A 16,784-nucleotide genomic window follows, 5' to 3' on the forward strand; every position below is an offset into this window, starting at 1 on the left:
CACGTTGTCTAGCATTACTGCATCCACTTCCGCCCCGCTGTTGTCCGTGCGCGGCGTGTCGGTCGACTTCAATACCGAAAACGGCGTGTTCCGCGCCGTCGACAACCTGGATTTCGAGGTGCGCCCCGGCCGGACGCTGGCCATCGTCGGCGAATCGGGCTCGGGCAAGTCGGTCACGTCCATGGCCATCATGCGCCTGACCGACTACACCAGCGGCCGCATCGCCACGGGCCAGATCCTGTTCCGCGACAGCGCCGACCGCGAAATCGACCTGACCGCGGCCTCCGACGAAGACATGCGCGCCATCCGCGGCAACGACATCGCGATGATCTTCCAGGAGCCGATGACCTCGCTGAACCCGGTCTTCACCATCGGCGACCAGATCGTCGAGGCCATCATGCTGCACCAGCAGCTGTCGCGCTCGGCCGCGCGCCAGTCCGCATGCAAGCTGCTGGAAAAGGTGCGCCTGCCCGACGCCGAGCAGATGCTGGACCGCTATCCGCACCAGCTATCGGGCGGCATGCGTCAGCGCGTGATGATCGCGATGGCGCTGTCGTGCCAGCCGCGCCTGCTGATCGCCGACGAGCCGACCACGGCGCTGGACGTCACCATCCAGGCGCAGATCCTGAACACCATCCGCGAACTGCAGCGCGATCTGGGCACCGCCGTGATCTTCATCACGCACGACATGGGCGTGGTGGCGGAAATGGCCGACGACGTGGTGGTGATGCTGCGCGGCAAGAAGGTCGAGCAAGGCACGGTGGACGAAATATTCAACGCACCCAAGCATCCCTACACCCGCGCGCTGCTGGCGGCGGTGCCGCGCCTGGGCAGCCTGACGGGCCGCGACCTGCCGCTGCGCACGCCGCAGACCGTGCTGGAAGGCGACACACTGCGCGAAGTCGGCGAAACCCGCGAACAGGACACGGCGCGCTACGACGAACCGGTGCTGCGCGTGGAAAAGCTGACCACCCGCTTCGACGTGGGCCACAATTTCTTCGGCCGCGTCACGCATCGCGTGCACGCCGTGGAAGAAGTGAGCTTCGACGTCTACCCCGGTGAAACGCTGGCGCTGGTGGGCGAATCCGGCAGCGGCAAGTCCACCATCGGCAAGACCTTGCAGCAGCTGGTGGCGCCGACCTCGGGCGCCGTGCGCTACAACGGCCAGGACATTTTCTCGTTGGACAGCGCCGGCCGCCAGCGCCTGCGCCAGGAGATCCAATACATCTTCCAGGATCCCTACGCTTCGCTGGATCCGCGCAAGACGGTGGCCTTCAGCATCGCCGAGCCGATCCGCACGCACGGCCTGCTGAGCGGCGAGGACGCCATCGCCCGCCGCATCGGCGAACTGCTGGAACAGGTCGGCCTGAAGCCGGAACACGCCAAGCGCTATCCGCATGAATTCTCGGGCGGCCAGCGCCAGCGCGTGTGTATCGCGCGCGCGCTGGCCAGCAATCCCAAGCTGATCATCGCCGACGAATCCGTGTCGGCGCTGGACGTGTCGATCCAGGCGCAGATCCTGAACCTGCTGATGGACCTGCAGAAGGACCGCGGCCTGTCCTATCTGTTCATCACGCACGACATGGCAGTGGTGGAAAAGGTCAGCCACCGCGTTGCGGTCCTGTATCTGGGCCAGATCGTCGAGCTGGGCACCCGCCGCCAGATTTTCGAATCGCCGCAGCACGCGTACACGCAGAAGCTGCTGGCCGCCGTACCCGTGGCCGAGCCCGGCCGCCACATCGACACCTCGCTGATCGAAGGCGAGATCCCCAGCCCGGTACGGCGCGTCGGCGACGAGCCCGCCATCATTCCCCTGGTTGAATTCGCGCCCGGCCACCAGGTGGCCCGCGCGGCTTGAGCCGCATCCTCTTTCCACGTCGGCCGACCCGACTTCCCGTCCCTGGAGTTGAACATGCTCTCCCTACGCAAAACCTACACCGCCACCGCCCTGGCTTTGGCGCTGGGCGGCGCGCTGCCCGCCGTCTTCTCGACCGCGCATGCCGCCGGCACGCTCAATGTCGCCATCAACCAGGACCCGGGCAGCTGGGATCCGATCGACACCTTCGTGACCTTCTGGGGTTCGGTGGGCAGCAACCTGTATGACGGCCTGACCATGCGCGGCGCCGACCTGAAGCTGCAGCCCGGCCTGGCCACCAGCTGGGAATACCTGGACGACAACAAGCGCCTGCGCTTCAAGCTGCGCGAAGGCGTCAAGTTCCACAACGGCGAACCCTTCAACGCCGAGGCCGTGAAGTTCACCTTCGAGCGCCTGTTGGGCGCGGAAGGCGCCAAGGGTCCGCAAAAAGCCAACTACGACTCGATCGGCGAGATCAAGGTGGTGGACGAATACACCGTGGACTTCATCCTGAAGCAGCCCGATCCCGTCCTGCTGACCAAGCTGGCCGGCTACGGCGCCATGATCGTTCCGCCCAAGTACATCAAGGAAAAGGGCGAGGACAACTTCAACATCAACCCAGTCGGCACCGGCCCGTTCAAGTTTGAAAGCTACCAGCCCAAGGTCAACGTGACGCTGGCGCGCAACGACGACTACTGGGGCGGCAAGCCCAAGCTGGACAAGGTGGTTTACCGCTTCATCGGCGAGCCCGGCACCCAGGTGGCCGAACTGCAGGCTGGCCGCATCGACATCGCCACCTTGATCCCGCTGGGCCTGATCGAAACCGTGAAGAAGTCCGGCAACGCCGACGTCATCTCCACGGGCGGCCCGGTTGCCTTTGCCCTGCGCTACAACACCAAGAACGGCATCACGCAGAACCGCGACGTGCGCCGCGCGCTGATCATGGCGGTGGACCGCGACGCCATCGTCAAGCAGCTGCTGCTGGGCCAGGCCAAGACCATCGCCAGCTTCCAGGGCCCGCAGTCGTTCGGCTACAACCCCGAGCAAAAGCCCCTGCCCTTCAACCCCGCCGAAGCCAAGAAGCTGCTGGCCGCCGCCGGCGTGAAGCCGGGCGCCACCGTGCAGATCGACGTGCGCGGCAGCGATTCGAACTTCCGCGAAGTGGCCCAGGCCGTGTCGGGCTACCTGCAAGGCGTGGGTGTGCGCGCCACCATCAAGCCGTATGAAACCGGCGTGCTGCTCAACGACATCATCCCCGGCGGCAAGACCGGCGAGATGTGGCAGAACCAGTGGGGCGGCTGGACCTACGACTACGACAACACGGCCTACCTGATGTACCACACGGGCCAGAAGTGGAACCCGTACGACAACGACGCCAAGCTCAACGGCATGCTGGAAGCGCAGCGCACGGTCTACGACGTGAAGAAGCGCGAAGCCATGCTGCAGGAGATCGCCGGCTACGTGGCCGACCAGGCGCTGGAACTGCCGCTGTACAGCCTGAACACGATAGTCGGGGTGAACAAACGCGTGAAGGACCTGGAGGTCCCGGGCGACATCCGCTTCCGCTTCCTGAACGCCGCTGTAGAGTAGCCCCCCCGAAGCGCTGCGCGCTTCCCCCCCTGGGGGGCATGCCTACGGACCGGCAGAGCCCGGATCCGTGGCATCCCGCTGGGGCAAGACCGGTTGAAAGTGGTGCGATGGCGCCATGAACAACTGAAAAAGTAGCTGCCGACGAGTACTTTTGGCGCTGCCTTGACGCATTAACCCCACCGACCCGTCCCGGCGCAAGCCGGGGTGGTGATTTATGACCGGATTTCTCATCAAACGCGTGTTGCAGGCCGTCTTCGTGATCGTGGCCGTGACACTGCTCGTCTCCTATGCCGTGCGCCTCACCGGCGATCCTGCGCTGATGCTCAGCCAGGGTTCGGGCAGCGTCACCGAGCAGGACCTGGCCAATATCCGCCAGGCGCTGGGCTTGAACCGCCCCTTCCACGAGCAATACCTGTCTTATATGCAGGGACTGCTGCATGGCGATTTCGGCCGCAGCTTCATGGGCGGCACGTCGGTCGCCAAGCTGATTGGCGACGCCCTGCCCGCCACGCTGATGCTGGCGTTCACTTCGCTGCTGGCGTCCATTCTGATCTCGTTGCCGCTGGGCATCCAGGCCGCGATCAAGCGCGGCAAGGCCACCGACCAGGCGATCCGCATCCTGTCGCTGGTGGGGTTGTCCTTCCCCAACTTCTGGCTGGCGCTGATGCTGGTGCTGCTGCTGTCGATCACCTTCCCGCTGTTGCCGCCGTCCGGCTGGAGCGGTCCCGCCAGCCTGGTGCTGCCGTCGCTGACGATGGCCATCATCCTCAGCGCCACCAATATCCGCCTGGTGCGCACCACCATGCTGGAAACGCTGTCGGCGCAATACATCATGGTGGCGCGCAGCAAGGGTCTGAAGGAACGCGTGGTGCTGTACAAGCACGCGCTGCGCAACTGCGCGATTCCGCTCATCACCTACCTGGGCTTGCAGTTCGGCGGCTTGATCGGCGGCATCGTGGTGATTGAAATGGTCTTCAACTGGCCGGGCCTGGGCACGCTGGCGTTCGATGCCATCTCCGGCCGCGACTACCCGGTGTTGCAAGGCACGGTCACCGTGCTGGCCACCGTCATCGTCCTGGTCAACCTGATCGTCGACATCGCTTACGGCATCGTCGACCCCCGCATCCGCACGCGCTGAGCCTTATGCAGACTACTACCCCCACCGCCGCCGCCTCCAAGGCGGCCAAGCCCCGCAGCCGCTACCGCTCGCTGGAATTCGTGCTGGGCGTCGTGCTGACCGGCGCCATGATCCTGCTGGTACTGACTTCCGGCTGGCTGTTCCCCGATGGCGGCGAAGCCATGGACCTGGCCGCCCGCCTGACCGCGCCCTTCGCTTCGGCGGCCCATCCCTTCGGCACCGACCCGCTGGGCCGCGACGTGCTGGCGCGCGTCATCGTCGGCGGCAAGATCTCGCTGACGGTGGGCTTCGTCTCGGTCGTCGGCGGCGCGCTACTGGGCATCGTCATGGGCCTGATCGCCGGCTATTACCGCGGCTTCTGGGACATGATCGTGATGCGCTTTGCCGACGTTCAGCTGGCGCTGCCGTTCATCCTGGTGGCCATCACTTTCATCGCCATCCTGGGCGGCGGCCTGTTCAACGTCATCTTCTTCATGATCGTGTCGCAGTGGGTGCAATACGCGCGCCTGGTGCGCGCCCAGGTCCTGGCCCTGCGCGAGCGCGAGTTCGTGCTGGCCGCCCGCGCCTTCGGCGTGCGCGACCTGGCCATGATCCGCCACCACATCGTGCCCAACCTGCTGGGCCCGCTGGTCATCCTGATGACCTTGAACGTCGCCAACAACATCCTGCTGGAAAGCAGCCTGACCTTCCTGGGCCTGGGCGTGGATCCCATGATCCCGAGCTGGGGCGGTATGCTTGCCGACGGCCGCACGTATATGCAGACGGCCTGGTGGGTCAGCGTCTTCCCGGGCCTGGCCATCATGCTGACGGTACTGGGCCTGAACCTGCTGGGCGACTGGCTGCGCGACCGCCTGGACCCGACCGGCAAGGTCTGAAGCCGCCCCGGTCCGCCTGAAAGGAATATCGAGTATGTCTTTGCTGGAAAAAACATTCGACCGCACGCTGGATGCCTGGACCCACGCCTACATGGCGCCGGCCTGGCGCGGCGCGGTCGTGGAAGGCTGGCTGTTCGAAGGCGTGGAGGCGCGCCGCGCGGCGCAGGAACGCCTGGCCCAGGCCGGCGTCACGGCGCGCTTTCGCAGCGCCTACAAGCCGCTGCTGCACTACTTCCTGGAAGAGGTCGAGCGCGCAGGGCTGGCGTCCGTCGTGGTGCGCTATCCGCTGCACGAACAAGCCCAGGCCAAGCGCTTCACGCTGGAAGCCTATCCGCTCATCGCGCTGCTGGACGGCGTGGACGTCGCCATGCAGCCCGGCGCGGACGACCTGCATTACGACGTCAGCCTGAGCTACGTTGACGGCCGCAAGATCGATACGCGCGTCTATGCGCCCAACCAGATCGGCTACGCCCAGGACGGCGCGCCGGAGCTCTCGCCCACCGGTTGGCTGCGGGTGCGCGACGCCGAGGGCGCGCTGCAGACCGATGCCGCCCAGGCCACCGAGTACCAGCAGGCATTCCGCGCCATCGTAGACACGGTGCGCAACCATGCCTGGGGTGCGCACGAGCCCTATTTCGAACGCCTGGAAATCCGCGTGGACCTTCCGGGCATCGACTTCGCCCTGCCGGTGGACGAGGAAATCGTCAGCACCTTCGAGGCGCTGCACGAAGACATCTATTTCTCGCTGCTGGAACACTTCCAGAAGCATTCCGGCCGCCCGTCCGGCGACCGCGGGCTGCAACCCGGGCAGATCATTCCCGACATCCGCCGCCACGATGGCGCGGCGCGCGTGCAGATCTCGCTGGAACATTTCGGGGCTTTGACGCCCGTCGCTCCCGCCGCGCTCGATGCGCCGCTGGCCCAGGTCCGCGAACCGCTGTCCGCCGGGCAGATCGCCGGCTGCATGGCCGCGTTCGGCGGCGACGCCTTCCAGGCCGTCTCGCGCCAGGGCCGCCCGGTGCTGGGCACCTATCTGCGCGGCCCCGGTCCCGCCGTCTTCATCTCGGGCGCGCAGCACGCCAACGAAACCTCCGGCGTGGTCGGCGCCCTGCGCGCGGCGCAAACGCTGGCCGCGCGCGGCGATGCCCATTTCGCCCTGATCGCCGCCGAAAACCCGGATGGCTACGCGCTCTTCAACCGCCTGCGCGAGCACCACCCGCGCCATATGCTGCATGCCTCGCGCTACAGCGCGCTGGGCGATGACATCGCCTATCGCGAACGCGCGCCCTTCTTCGAACGCGAAGGCCGCCACCAGGCGCACGCCATCAGCGGCGCGCAGTTGCACATCAATCTGCACGGCTATCCCGCCCATGAATGGACCCGGCCGCTGTCCGGCTATCTGCCGCGCCACTTCGAGCTGTGGACCATCCCCAAGGGCTTCTTCCTGGTGCTGCGCCATCATCCGGGCTGGGGCGATCGCGCCCGCCGCCTGATCGAAGGCGTGACCGCCAGGCTGGCCCGCAACGTCCCCGGCCTGGTCGAGTTCAATGCCCGACAGCTTGAACTATTCCAGGCGCACGCGCTCGAAACCGGATTCGATGTGCTGAACGGCATCCCGGTGCAGATCAGCGAAAGCGACCGCGAAGACCTGCCCATGGCGCTGATTTCGGAGTTTCCGGATGAAACCGTCTACGGCGACCGATTCGTTTTCGCGCATACTGTGCAAATGGAAACCGTCCTGGCGGCGACCGAGCTCTACCGCGCAGGGCTCTAGCGGCAAAAAAGCCCGGCGCAGGCCAAGGACCACGCCGGCACCCGACCTGTAAAACCATTAGAAAAATGAATATCCGAGAACGCAACCACGGCGATGACCTGGCCCTGGTGGACATCTGGCTCCGTTCGGTACGCGCCACCCACACGTTCCTGACGGAAAAGGAAATCCAGGCCATGTACCCGCAGGTGCTCAACACCCACCTGCCTTCGGTACGGGTCTGGGTCTGTGAGGACGATGCCGGCGAAGTCGCCGGCTTCATGGGCCTGAATGGCAACAAGGTCGAAATGCTGTTCGTGGACGCCAACAAGCGCGGCAAGGGAGCAGGCCGGCGCCTGCTGAATTTCGCGCGTTCGCTGCACGGCACCCTGCTGGTGGACGTGAACGAGCAGAACCCCCAGGCCCATGGCTTTTACAAGCACTACGGTTTCGAGGACGTGGGCCGTTCGGCGCAGGACGACTCGGGCCGCCCCCGCCCCATCATCCACATGAAGCTGGCGGGCTGAGGCCCTGTTGGCGCCCGTCCCCCCTGACAGGCGCCTAGCCCTTGGATTGCTCCGGATGCCTGGCCCGCCAGGCTTTCAGCGCTTCCCGGTAGTCGTCCATGGCTTCGTTATAGGTGTCATAGACGCAGGGTATGCAGCCGCTGTTGCAACACTCTTCGGGCGCGGGCGCTTCGGGTGGAACGGGCTGCGGGTCGTCGACGGGGATCTGCTTGGTGCTCATACCCGAATCTTAGCGCCGATGCCGGAAGCAGCGTCCGCGGCCGGCATCGGCCATTCGGCGCGGCGGATTTCGTAGTGGCGCTTGCCGGCGCCGCCCGCGCCCGCGCCGCCGATCTGGCGCATGCCGCATTTTTCCAGCACCCGGCAGGACGCGGCGTTCTCTTCCAACGCCACGGCGGCCAGCGCGTCCACCGACAGTCGCTTGAACCCCAGCGACAGCAGCGCCTGGGCGATTTCCGTGGCGTATCCCTTGCCCCAGCTCGCGGGCAGGAAAGCATAGGCCACCTCGACCTCGTCGCGGCCCCGCGACTGGGTACGCTTCAGGCCTGCCCGCCCCGCCAGCAGGCCGCTGGCGCGGTCAGTCAGCACATACATCCCGAAGCCTTGCTCAGCCCAATGCTCGACGTTCTGCAATAGATAGCGGCGGCTGGCCGACTCCGTCCGGGTGCCGCCCATGGTCGCCATGAGGCGCTCGTCCGCATGCATGGCGGCAATGAAGGAAATATGCGTGTCATCCATGCGCAGGGCATGCAGCCTGGCGGTCTGGAAGGTATCGGGGAGTAGCGCGGCAGGCATGGCGGGCGGAAGGAACAGGATGCCGGACATGATACCGGCGGCCGGCCCGCCGGCCCATCGTCCAATGGACGAATCCCGCGGACCGAGGCCGGACCGGGTTTCGGCTTCAGTCGCGGCGCAGGCCCAGGAAACTCCAGCGCACGTCGGCGCGGTCCAGCATGTCTTCGCGTGAACTGAGATGGTGCGAAGACAGGCCGTGGCCGGCTGCCAGCGCGATCGTTTCCTGCGCGGACACGTCGAACATGCGGCGTCCTTGCGGCACCGGACCGTGCCGCAGCGACATCAGGATCTGGCCCTGCGGCGCCAGCAGCGCGGCCAGCGCCTGCATGCCCTGGCGGCGTTCGTCGGTGTCCAGGTGCATCCAAACGGCCGTCAGCATGATCACGTCGAACAACCGGCCCTGCCCGCGCAGCACGGCCAGGTCCGGCAGAGCGTCGTCGACCCACTCCAGGTTGGGCAGCGCGTGACGGCGCTGACCCTCCTGGCGGAGTTCGGGCGTGGGTTCGGCCGCAACCACCGCATGGCCCATCCGCGCCAGCGCGGCGGCGTCGCGCCCTGACCCCGCGCCTATGTCGGCGATGCGCGACGGCGCCGAGGGGATCAGGTGCGCCACGTCGCGGTGCACGTCCGCGAACGCAATGCTCTCGTACTGGTCTGCCAGGGCTGCGGCGTTTTCGCCATAGCCCTGCGTGCCGGAAGCTCCTGTCATTGCTGGGCCGCCGGGCGGGCCTGGATCGCCGCGGGCGGCCAAGTGGCCTTGATCGCATCGTAGATGCGCTTGCCCACGCGGCCGTCCTCGGGCAGCTTGCGCTTGACCTGTTCTTCGCGCACGGCATCGCGGGTCTTGCTGCCCGGGATGCCATCGGCCACGCCTACGTCATGGCCCAGGCCATAGAGCATCTCCTGCAGTTCCTTGATCTGCGCGCGCGACAGCCCCGGATCGTCCGTGGGCCAGGCCGCGACCAGATCCGGACCGCCTTGCAGGCGGTTGAGCAGCATCGACACCGCCAGGCCATAGCGGCGCGACTGGTTGTAATGCAGGATGGCGTCGAAGTTCACGGTGGCCAGGAACACCGGGCCGGCGGAGCCGGTGGGCGCGAACAGATAGGCCTGCTCTTCGTTGCCCGAGGGCAGCTTCAGCGCCGAGCCGTTGCCCTGCTTCAGGCCGGCCTGGGCCCACTGGGCAATCGTGCGGCGGTCCTGCGAGCCCACGTATTCCGCGTCGGGCGAGGCCGGGATGGCGGCGGCCAGCTCGGCCGGCACGCGCACTTCAATCACGGCCGGCAGATTGTGGGTCCACTTGGCGCGGCGCTTGCGCAGGTGGTTGGCGGTGGAAGCCAACGCGTCGGGCAGCGAGTTGTACAGGTCGATCTTGCCGTTGCCGTCGCCGTCGGCGGCCAGTTCATAGAACGAGGTCGGGATGAACTGCGTCATGCCGAAGGCGCCGCTCCAGGAGCCGATGAAATTATCCGCCGGCACCACGCCATCACGCAGCAGGCGCACCGAGGCGTAGGCGTTCTTTTCCCACAACTGCTTGTTCTCGGTGCAGGCGCGCGTCAGCCAGGCGTCCAGCACATTGGTCTTGCCGACCTGGCGGCCGTAGTTGGTTTCGATGCCGAAGATGGCGACCAGCGTCGCCGGGTCGACCTGGTACTGCTGGCTGATGGCCGACAACTGCGGACCGTATTTGGCAAGCACCGCGAGGCCGTCGCGCACGCGCTCTTCGTCCACGGTCTTGGCGATGTAATCCCACCAGGCTTCGCGCCCTTCGGGCTGGCCCTTGGCGGATGCGACCGTGGTGGGCAGCAGCTTGGCGTTGGCGGTGTACTTGTCCCAGTCCGCCACGGTCAGGCCGTTGGCCGTGGCGCCCTTGCGCAGCTTGGCGATGCAAGCCTTGGTGTCGAGTTCGGTCGGAATGATGACCGTGGGAGCGGGCGCGGCGGTGGCGGCCGGCGCTGCCGGAGCGGCGGTAGCAGCCGGCGCAGCGGTGGCGGCGGGAGGGGCGGTCGCCGCCGGAGCAGCCGCTGCCGGGGCCGCCGTGGGCGCGGGCAAGGTTGCGGGCGCAGGCAAGGTTGCCGGCGCAGGCGCGGCCGACCTGGGAGGCAGCGCCTGGCCGGCCCGGTCGTCAACCGAAGCCGCCGGCGCATTGCTGGCAGGCGCGGACGCATCATCGAAGCTGCGTTTGGGCGTCAGGGCAGGCAGGGTCTGGACCGGCACTGCGGGCTGGGCGCGCGAACCGGTGGCGGAAGCGGGCCCCTGCGCCTGCGCGGCGCCAGCAGCAGCGGCGGTAAAAGCCGCGGCCAGCAGCACGCGGGAGAAGGAGTCGATTCGAAGGCGTACGGAACGCTGACGCATGGCTATCCTGAAAAATCGAAGTCAGCCGGGATCGTACCGCGACCGGCCGTCAAAATCGAACGCATCGCAAGACCAATCCGCTTGCAGGGCCGCGCGCACAAGCCAAGCCAGCCTGAAAGCAGCTTCGCGCCGTCCCTAGGCGGCTTGCCTCACGCCCACCGCGCTGTTCGCGGGCGGCGCGCGCAGCACGCGCCGGCACAGCAGCATCGCGATCAGGCTGAACAAGGCGAAGCCCGCCGTCTGCCCCGCCAGCACGCCTTCCGGGCCGCCGTAATGGGCGCCCAGCCAGACGAAGGGCAAGGTGCCCACGGTGGCGCGCAGCCAGCCGATGACGGTGGAGTACGTGGCATAGCCCAGGTTGTTGAACACCGCGATGGCAACGAAATACAGGCTGTTGAGCGCCCAGGCGAAACTGCCGTAGCGGCAGAAGAAGACGATCAGGTCGCGCCCCGGCCCGGTCACCTGGAACAGGTCGGGCATCCAGGGCGCCAACAGGGCCAGCACAACGGCCACGCCAAATCCGTACATCAAGGACCAGCGCGTAGTCAGGCGCGCCGTCTCCTGTACGCGGTCCCATTGCCCGGCGCCCAGGTTCTGTCCAAGAATAGGCCCGATGGCACCCGGCAACACGAAGAACAGCGCATAAGCCAGTTGCAGCACCCGGTCCACCACCGTCGCGCCCGCCATCACGCTGGAGCCGAAGCCCGCATAGGTGGACAGGGTGAAGATGACCGCCGCGGGCGTGGCCAGCGTGGTCAGCGCGGCCGGCAAGGCGATCCGCCCTATCGCGCCCAGGTGCGCGCGCAACGCGGCGCCTGTGGGCCAGGCAACCAGTCGGTGCTTGCGGAAGACCAGCCAGGCGCCGAGCGCCACCGTGACCAGGCGGCCCATGCCGCCGGCCCAGGCCACTCCCACCATGCCGCCGTCCAGCACGAAGATGACCAGCGGGTCCAGCGCCGCGACCGTCGCCGTCCCCGCCAACAGCACCCACATGGACTGGCGGCCATGGCCTGCGGCGCGCAGCAGGTTGGACAGCATCATGCCCACGCCCATCACGACCGCGAACGGGGTCGTGATGAGCACGTAGGACAGCAGATGCGCGCGCACGTCCTCTGCCAGGTCGATGGCCGCCGTGTAGGGGCCGATCACGGCCAGGAACAACGCGCCGGACACGAGCGCGGCCACGGTCATCAAGACCAGCGAAGCGCCGCCCAACGCCCGGGCGCGCGGCGCATCCCCCGCCCCCAGCGCGCGCGACACCAGGGCCGTGCCGCCCACGGCCACTCCGATGCAGATCGAGATGATGGTGAACTGCGTCATCGATCCGAAGCCCACCGCGCCCAGCACCGCCTCGTCCTTGAGCGTGCCCAGGTATAGCAGCGACAGGAACTCCACCGCGAACACGGCAAGCATGCTGGCCCAGCCGGTCAGGACCATTTCCAGCACATGCGGGCCCATCGGCCCGGAAATGAAGCGGGCGCGCGGGTCGGCGGCGGCGGAAGGATTTGCGGAACTCATGAGGCAATCAGATCAACTGCGGCCCAGGCCGCGGGAAACAGGAAGGTCGCGCGTTCAGCGCCCCACGGGCGCGAACCAGTACTGGTACACGCTGCCCTCGTTCGAATACCAGGGCAAGAGGCCGATGCTGTCGGACTCCCGCTGTACCGTCAGCAGCAGGCCGCCCCTCTCGGGCCGCAACAGCGCCACGTGGCGCCGCACGCCCATGGACTCGTACTGGCGCCAGTCATGCCGCACGCTGACCCACAGCCGGCCCTGGCTGCAGCCGCTGACACGCCGGATGCCGTCAGGCCGGGACGGCCGGGCCGCGCTAGGCCGGGCCGCGCCAGGCAAGGCGGCGGGATCCTGCGCGCCATTCAGCTGCGCCAGATGGCCGGACGAGCGCGCGCCCTGTCCGTCCAGCGCCAGCACCTGCCATCCGTCCGCGGCGGCCGTGAAGGCCACCGTGGCCTCGGGTCCGGAGCGCCATTCCGGCAACGGATTGTCGTCCATGCCCGGCAGGTCCAGCGGGTACCTCAGGAAATTGCGCAGGTCCAGCAACGCGCCGGCCTCGCGATCGCCCGAGACGAACTCGCCTTGCGCCCGGTAAGTGGCGGCCAGATCGGGGCATTGCGCCGCATCGGCAGGCAAGGACGCAAGCGTGCCGTCCCGGAAGGGCGGCCAGGTCACGGCCACGCCGTCGACCTTGGAAGCGCCGCAGCCGCTCAGCATCAGCGCGGCCAGCGCCAACAGGGCGAGCCTGCCCATCCCCCGCGCTCCGCATACCGCTGCATTCATGGCTGTCCCTATTCTTCTGCCGGCCGCGCGACCCGCGCCGCGCCTGCGATGATCGGTCTGGCGCGAACTATATCCGAATCCTGGCCGGCCGAATCCCCGCCGGCCGAATCCCGGCCGGCGTTGCCAAGCGCGCAGCGCGGGAGAATAATCGGCATCTCCCTCCCGACCCGCGCCATGACACCGTTCCGAGGCAAGCTCCGCATCCGGCACCTGGAAATCGTGCTGACCGTCGCCGAATTGGGCAACCTGTCCAAGGCAGCCGCCCAGTTGCACAGCACGCAGTCCGGCCTGTCGCGCGCCATCGCCGAAATCGAGGAGCTGGTCGGCGCGCGGCTGTTCGAGCGCACCGCCAAGGGCACCACCTGCACGCCGCTGGGCGAGACCATGTGCCGCCACGCCCGCCTGCTGCTCACCGATTTCCGCAAGGCCGAAATCGACCTCGCCGCGGTCTCGCGCGGCGACGAGGGCAGCCTGACGGTAGGCTGTTTTTCGATGTTCGCGGGCTGGCCGGTGGCCGAGGCCGCGCGCGCCTACCGCCAGACCTATCCGCGCATCACGCTCACTATCGAGATCGGCACGCATGAACGGCTGATCGAAGACCTGGACGCGGGCGCGCTGGACGTGCTGATCAGCCGCTTCTCGTCGACCGTCAATCCGCAGATCTACCGCTCCACCACGCTGCTGGAAGATTCGGTGGTGCTAGCCTGCGCCACGCATCACCCCTTGGCCCTGCTGCCCGGCGCCACGCTGGCCGATTACGTGGCCTACCCCTGGATCACCGCCCTGCCCGGCAGCCGCATCCGCGGCGAACTGGAAATGTCGCTGCGCCAGGCCGGCCTGGAGATTCCGGATATGATCGGCGCCCTGTCGCTGGAATTCGGCCGCGAAATGCTGCTGGACGGCCTGTACCTTTGGATGCTGCCCGGCAGCGTGGCCGCCATCCGGCAGGCGCGCGGCGAACTGGTGGTCCTGCCGGACAGGCCTGTCCTGCGCAAGTCGCCGCTGGCAGCCATCTGGCGCCGCGACCGCCCCAGCACGCGACAGGCGCGCGCCTTCGCCGCCCAACTCCAGCTCGCCATCCAGGCCGACGCCATCGCGCTCACGGCCTGAGCCTGCAAGCGCATTGCGCGTTATCCTGGACAGGCAACACTTTTCTTGATCGGAGCACCCATGTACGACTGGCTCAACGCACTGCCCAAGGCGGAACTGCACCTGCACCTGGAAGGTTCGCTCGAACCCGAGCTGCTGTTCCGGCTGGCGCAGCGCAACGGCGTGGCGCTGCCGTGGCCGGACATCGAGTCCCTGCGCGCGGCCTACGACTACGGCAATCTCCAGGAATTCCTGGACCTCTATTACCGCGGCGCGGACGTGCTGCGCACCGAGCAGGATTTCTACGACCTGACCTGGGCCTATCTGCTCAAGTGCCGCGAGCAGAACGTGGTGCACACCGAACCGTTCTTCGATCCGCAGACCCACACCGACCGTGGCGTGCCCTTCGAAGTGGTGCTGGGCGGCATAAGCCAGGCGCTGGCAGACGGCCGCAAGCAACTGGGCGTGAGCAGCGGACTGATCCTGAGCTTTCTGCGCCACCTGCCCGAAGAGCAGGCCATGCGCACGCTGGAAGCCGCCCTGCCCCACCGCGACGCCTTCATCGCGGTCGGCCTGGACAGCAGTGAAATGGGCTTTCCGCCGCGCCTGTTCCAGCGCGTGTTCGAGCGCGCCCGCGCCGAAGGATTGCCCGGCGTCGCCCACGCGGGCGAGGAAGGGCCGCCCGAATACATCTGGGAAGCGCTGGACCTGCTGAGGGTGCTGCGCATCGACCACGGCGTGCGCGCCGCCGAAGACCCGGCGCTGATCGCGCGCCTGATCGACGAGCAGATCCCGCTGACCGTCTGTCCGCTGTCCAACACCCGGCTGCGCGTGTTCGAACACATGCGCGAGCACAACATCCTGTCGCTGCTGGACGCGGGCGTAAAGGTCACCGTCAACTCCGACGATCCCGCGTATTTCGGCGGCTACGTCAACGAGAACTTCCACGCGCTGTACGACCATCTGGGCATGTCACGCGCCCAGGCCCAGGCCCTGGCGGACAACAGCCTGGACGCGCGCATCCTCAAGTAGCAAACGCGCCCCCAGCCCAGCCATGCGGATTGCGCATGGCAATGTTCGAAACCTGCATGCCTGGCGCGGCTCATTCCTCCCTACCATAGTCCGACCGCCGCGGCGCCTGCCGCGGCCGGGCCATGGACCAATACACAAGGGGCAGGATATGAGTCAGTTGGTAGAGGCGGCGCTGCAGGCAGGCACGCTGACCGGCGTGCAGCAAGGCGGCGTTTGCCGCTACAGCGCCATTCCCTATGCGCAGGCGCCAATCGGCCGCCTGCGCTTCGCGCCGCCGCAACCCGCCGCATGGAACGGCAAACTCGACGCCACCCGACCGGGACCGGTCGCGCCGCAATTGCCCTCGCGCCTGCGCGGCGCCATGGGAGACTTCAACGCCGAACAATCCGAAGACTGCCTGCACCTGACCGTGTGGACGCCGGCCGCCGACGGCAAACGGCGGCCGGTGGTCGTGTGGCTGCACGGCGGCGCCTGGCAAAGCGGCGGCGGCGCGCTGGACTGGTACGACGGCGCGAATCTGGCGCTGCGCGGCGACCTGGTGGTGGTCGCGGTCAACTACCGGCTGGCCGCGCTGGGCTGGCTGTATGTGCCTGGCCAGACTGCCAACGCGGGCCTGCTGGATCAGGAAGCCGCCATAGCCTGGGTGCTGGACAACATCCAGGACCTGGGCGGCGATCCCGAACGGCTTACGGTCATGGGCCAATCGGCGGGCGCGTCCTCGATCTGCGCCATGCTGGCGCGCAAGCCGCGCTTCTCCCGCGCCATACTGCAAAGCGCGGCGCTGGGCCGGGGCTTTCGCAGCGCGAAGCAAGCCGACGCGCTGGGGCAAGCCTTCCTGCGGGCCGCGGGCGCCGACTCCCTGGAGGCCGCGCGCGAACTGCCCGTGACGGCATTGCTGGCGGCGCAGCAGGCGCCCGCCGTGGCCGAAGTACTGCGCGCCGAGGGCAGCAGCCGCAGCCAGTTCGCCCCGGTGCTGGACGGCCAGGTGCTGCCGCAAGACATCGCGCCCGCGCTCGAGCAGGCCGCGTCCCGCGCCGACGTGCTGGTCTGCTATACCCGCGACGAAATGGCCGCCTTTCCCGGCAATGGCAGGGATGCGTCCGACCAGGAACTGGGCGACGAGGTATTCGGCGCGCCATCGCGCCAGTGGGCGCGCGACGCCGCTGCCCAGGGCCGCCAGGCCTGGCTGGCGCGCTTTGACGTGGCGCCCACGGCGAACTTCGGCGCCTGCCATTGCATCGAGCTGCCCTTCGTCTTCGACACGCTGCCGGCATACGCCGGCGCGCCCATGCTTGCCGGACTGCCGCCTGCGCAGGCGCGGCAACTGGCCCAGGCCACGCAGCAGGCATGGATCGCCTTCATCCGCGGCGACGGCCCCGGCTGGCCGGCGGCTCCGCATATGCAGATCCTGGCCTGAGCGCGGACCGCACGCGCATCAGCGCGGGCGCACTCGGCCCGCGCTTCAAACACATCAAAACAAGGG

Annotated in this window: 15 protein-coding genes; 9 read left to right on the forward strand and 6 right to left on the reverse strand. The window is 67.7% G+C overall.

What is annotated here, in order from left to right; genetic code table 11:
• Positions 1–4 precede the first annotated feature (4 nt).
• The 6 genes from AC6LKD_RS03045 (at position 5) to AC6LKD_RS03070 (ending at position 7,735) form a co-directional block, all read left to right on the forward strand.
• Positions 5–1,858 (forward strand): ABC transporter ATP-binding protein, encoded by a 1,854-nt coding sequence (locus AC6LKD_RS03045; protein WP_498115026.1) that lies wholly within the window; start codon positions 5–7, stop codon positions 1,856–1,858.
• 54 nt (positions 1,859–1,912) lie between these two features.
• A complete protein-coding gene (locus AC6LKD_RS03050; protein WP_492276182.1) occupies positions 1,913–3,445 on the forward strand; it encodes an ABC transporter substrate-binding protein in 1,533 nt (510 codons plus the stop codon).
• 214 nt (positions 3,446–3,659) lie between these two features.
• Entirely contained in the window at positions 3,660–4,583 is a 924-nt protein-coding gene (locus AC6LKD_RS03055) for an ABC transporter permease (RefSeq protein WP_013394895.1), read from the forward strand.
• A gap of 5 nt (positions 4,584–4,588) precedes the next feature.
• Positions 4,589–5,458: an ABC transporter permease gene (locus AC6LKD_RS03060; protein WP_498115027.1), complete on the forward strand. Its 870-nt coding sequence runs from the start codon at positions 4,589–4,591 to the stop codon at positions 5,456–5,458.
• Between the two features lie 34 nt (positions 5,459–5,492).
• Positions 5,493–7,232, forward strand: a complete 1,740-nt coding sequence (locus AC6LKD_RS03065) for a M14 family metallopeptidase (protein WP_498115028.1) — start codon at positions 5,493–5,495, stop codon at positions 7,230–7,232.
• Between the two features lie 65 nt (positions 7,233–7,297).
• A complete protein-coding gene (locus AC6LKD_RS03070; protein WP_013394898.1) occupies positions 7,298–7,735 on the forward strand; it encodes an acetyltransferase in 438 nt (145 codons plus the stop codon).
• A gap of 34 nt (positions 7,736–7,769) precedes the next feature.
• Here AC6LKD_RS03070 and AC6LKD_RS03075 read toward each other — a convergent pair whose 3' ends face one another.
• From AC6LKD_RS03075 to AC6LKD_RS03100, 6 genes are all read right to left on the reverse strand, one after another.
• On the reverse strand, positions 7,770–7,955 hold the full coding sequence (locus tag AC6LKD_RS03075) for an oxidoreductase-like domain-containing protein (RefSeq protein ID WP_013394899.1): 186 nt from the start codon (positions 7,953–7,955) through the stop codon (positions 7,770–7,772).
• The gene (locus AC6LKD_RS03080) at positions 7,952–8,560 is read right to left on the reverse strand and encodes a GNAT family N-acetyltransferase (RefSeq protein WP_498115029.1); all 609 of its coding nucleotides are present in this window, start codon (positions 8,558–8,560) and stop codon (positions 7,952–7,954) included. The genes AC6LKD_RS03075 and AC6LKD_RS03080 overlap by 4 nt, the downstream gene beginning before the upstream one ends.
• 76 nt (positions 8,561–8,636) lie before the next feature.
• A complete protein-coding gene (locus AC6LKD_RS03085; protein ID WP_498115030.1) occupies positions 8,637–9,239 on the reverse strand; it encodes a class I SAM-dependent methyltransferase in 603 nt (200 codons plus the stop codon).
• Complete coding sequence (locus AC6LKD_RS03090; protein ID WP_498115032.1) at positions 9,236–10,885, reverse strand: lytic murein transglycosylase; 1,650 nt, start codon at positions 10,883–10,885, stop codon at positions 9,236–9,238. The genes AC6LKD_RS03085 and AC6LKD_RS03090 overlap by 4 nt, the downstream gene beginning before the upstream one ends.
• Positions 10,886–11,020: 135 nt before the next feature.
• A complete protein-coding gene (locus tag AC6LKD_RS03095; RefSeq protein ID WP_498115033.1) occupies positions 11,021–12,403 on the reverse strand; it encodes an MATE family efflux transporter in 1,383 nt (460 codons plus the stop codon).
• A gap of 54 nt (positions 12,404–12,457) precedes the next feature.
• The gene (locus AC6LKD_RS03100; protein ID WP_498115034.1) at positions 12,458–13,150 is read right to left on the reverse strand and encodes a hypothetical protein; all 693 of its coding nucleotides are present in this window, start codon (positions 13,148–13,150) and stop codon (positions 12,458–12,460) included.
• Positions 13,151–13,354: 204 nt separating this feature from the next.
• Between AC6LKD_RS03100 and AC6LKD_RS03105 the strand changes: the two genes are divergently transcribed.
• The 3 genes from AC6LKD_RS03105 (at position 13,355) to AC6LKD_RS03115 (ending at position 16,718) form a co-directional block, all read left to right on the forward strand.
• Entirely contained in the window at positions 13,355–14,290 is a 936-nt protein-coding gene (locus AC6LKD_RS03105; protein ID WP_498115036.1) for a LysR family transcriptional regulator, read from the forward strand.
• A 60-nt stretch (positions 14,291–14,350) separates the two neighbouring features.
• On the forward strand, positions 14,351–15,301 hold the full coding sequence (locus tag AC6LKD_RS03110) for an adenosine deaminase (RefSeq protein WP_498115038.1): 951 nt from the start codon (positions 14,351–14,353) through the stop codon (positions 15,299–15,301).
• 148 nt (positions 15,302–15,449) lie between these two features.
• Complete coding sequence (locus AC6LKD_RS03115; protein WP_498115040.1) at positions 15,450–16,718, forward strand: carboxylesterase family protein; 1,269 nt, start codon at positions 15,450–15,452, stop codon at positions 16,716–16,718.
• Positions 16,719–16,784: the final 66 nt, after the last annotated feature.

This window comes from Achromobacter sp. D7-1 (assembly GCF_059760445.1).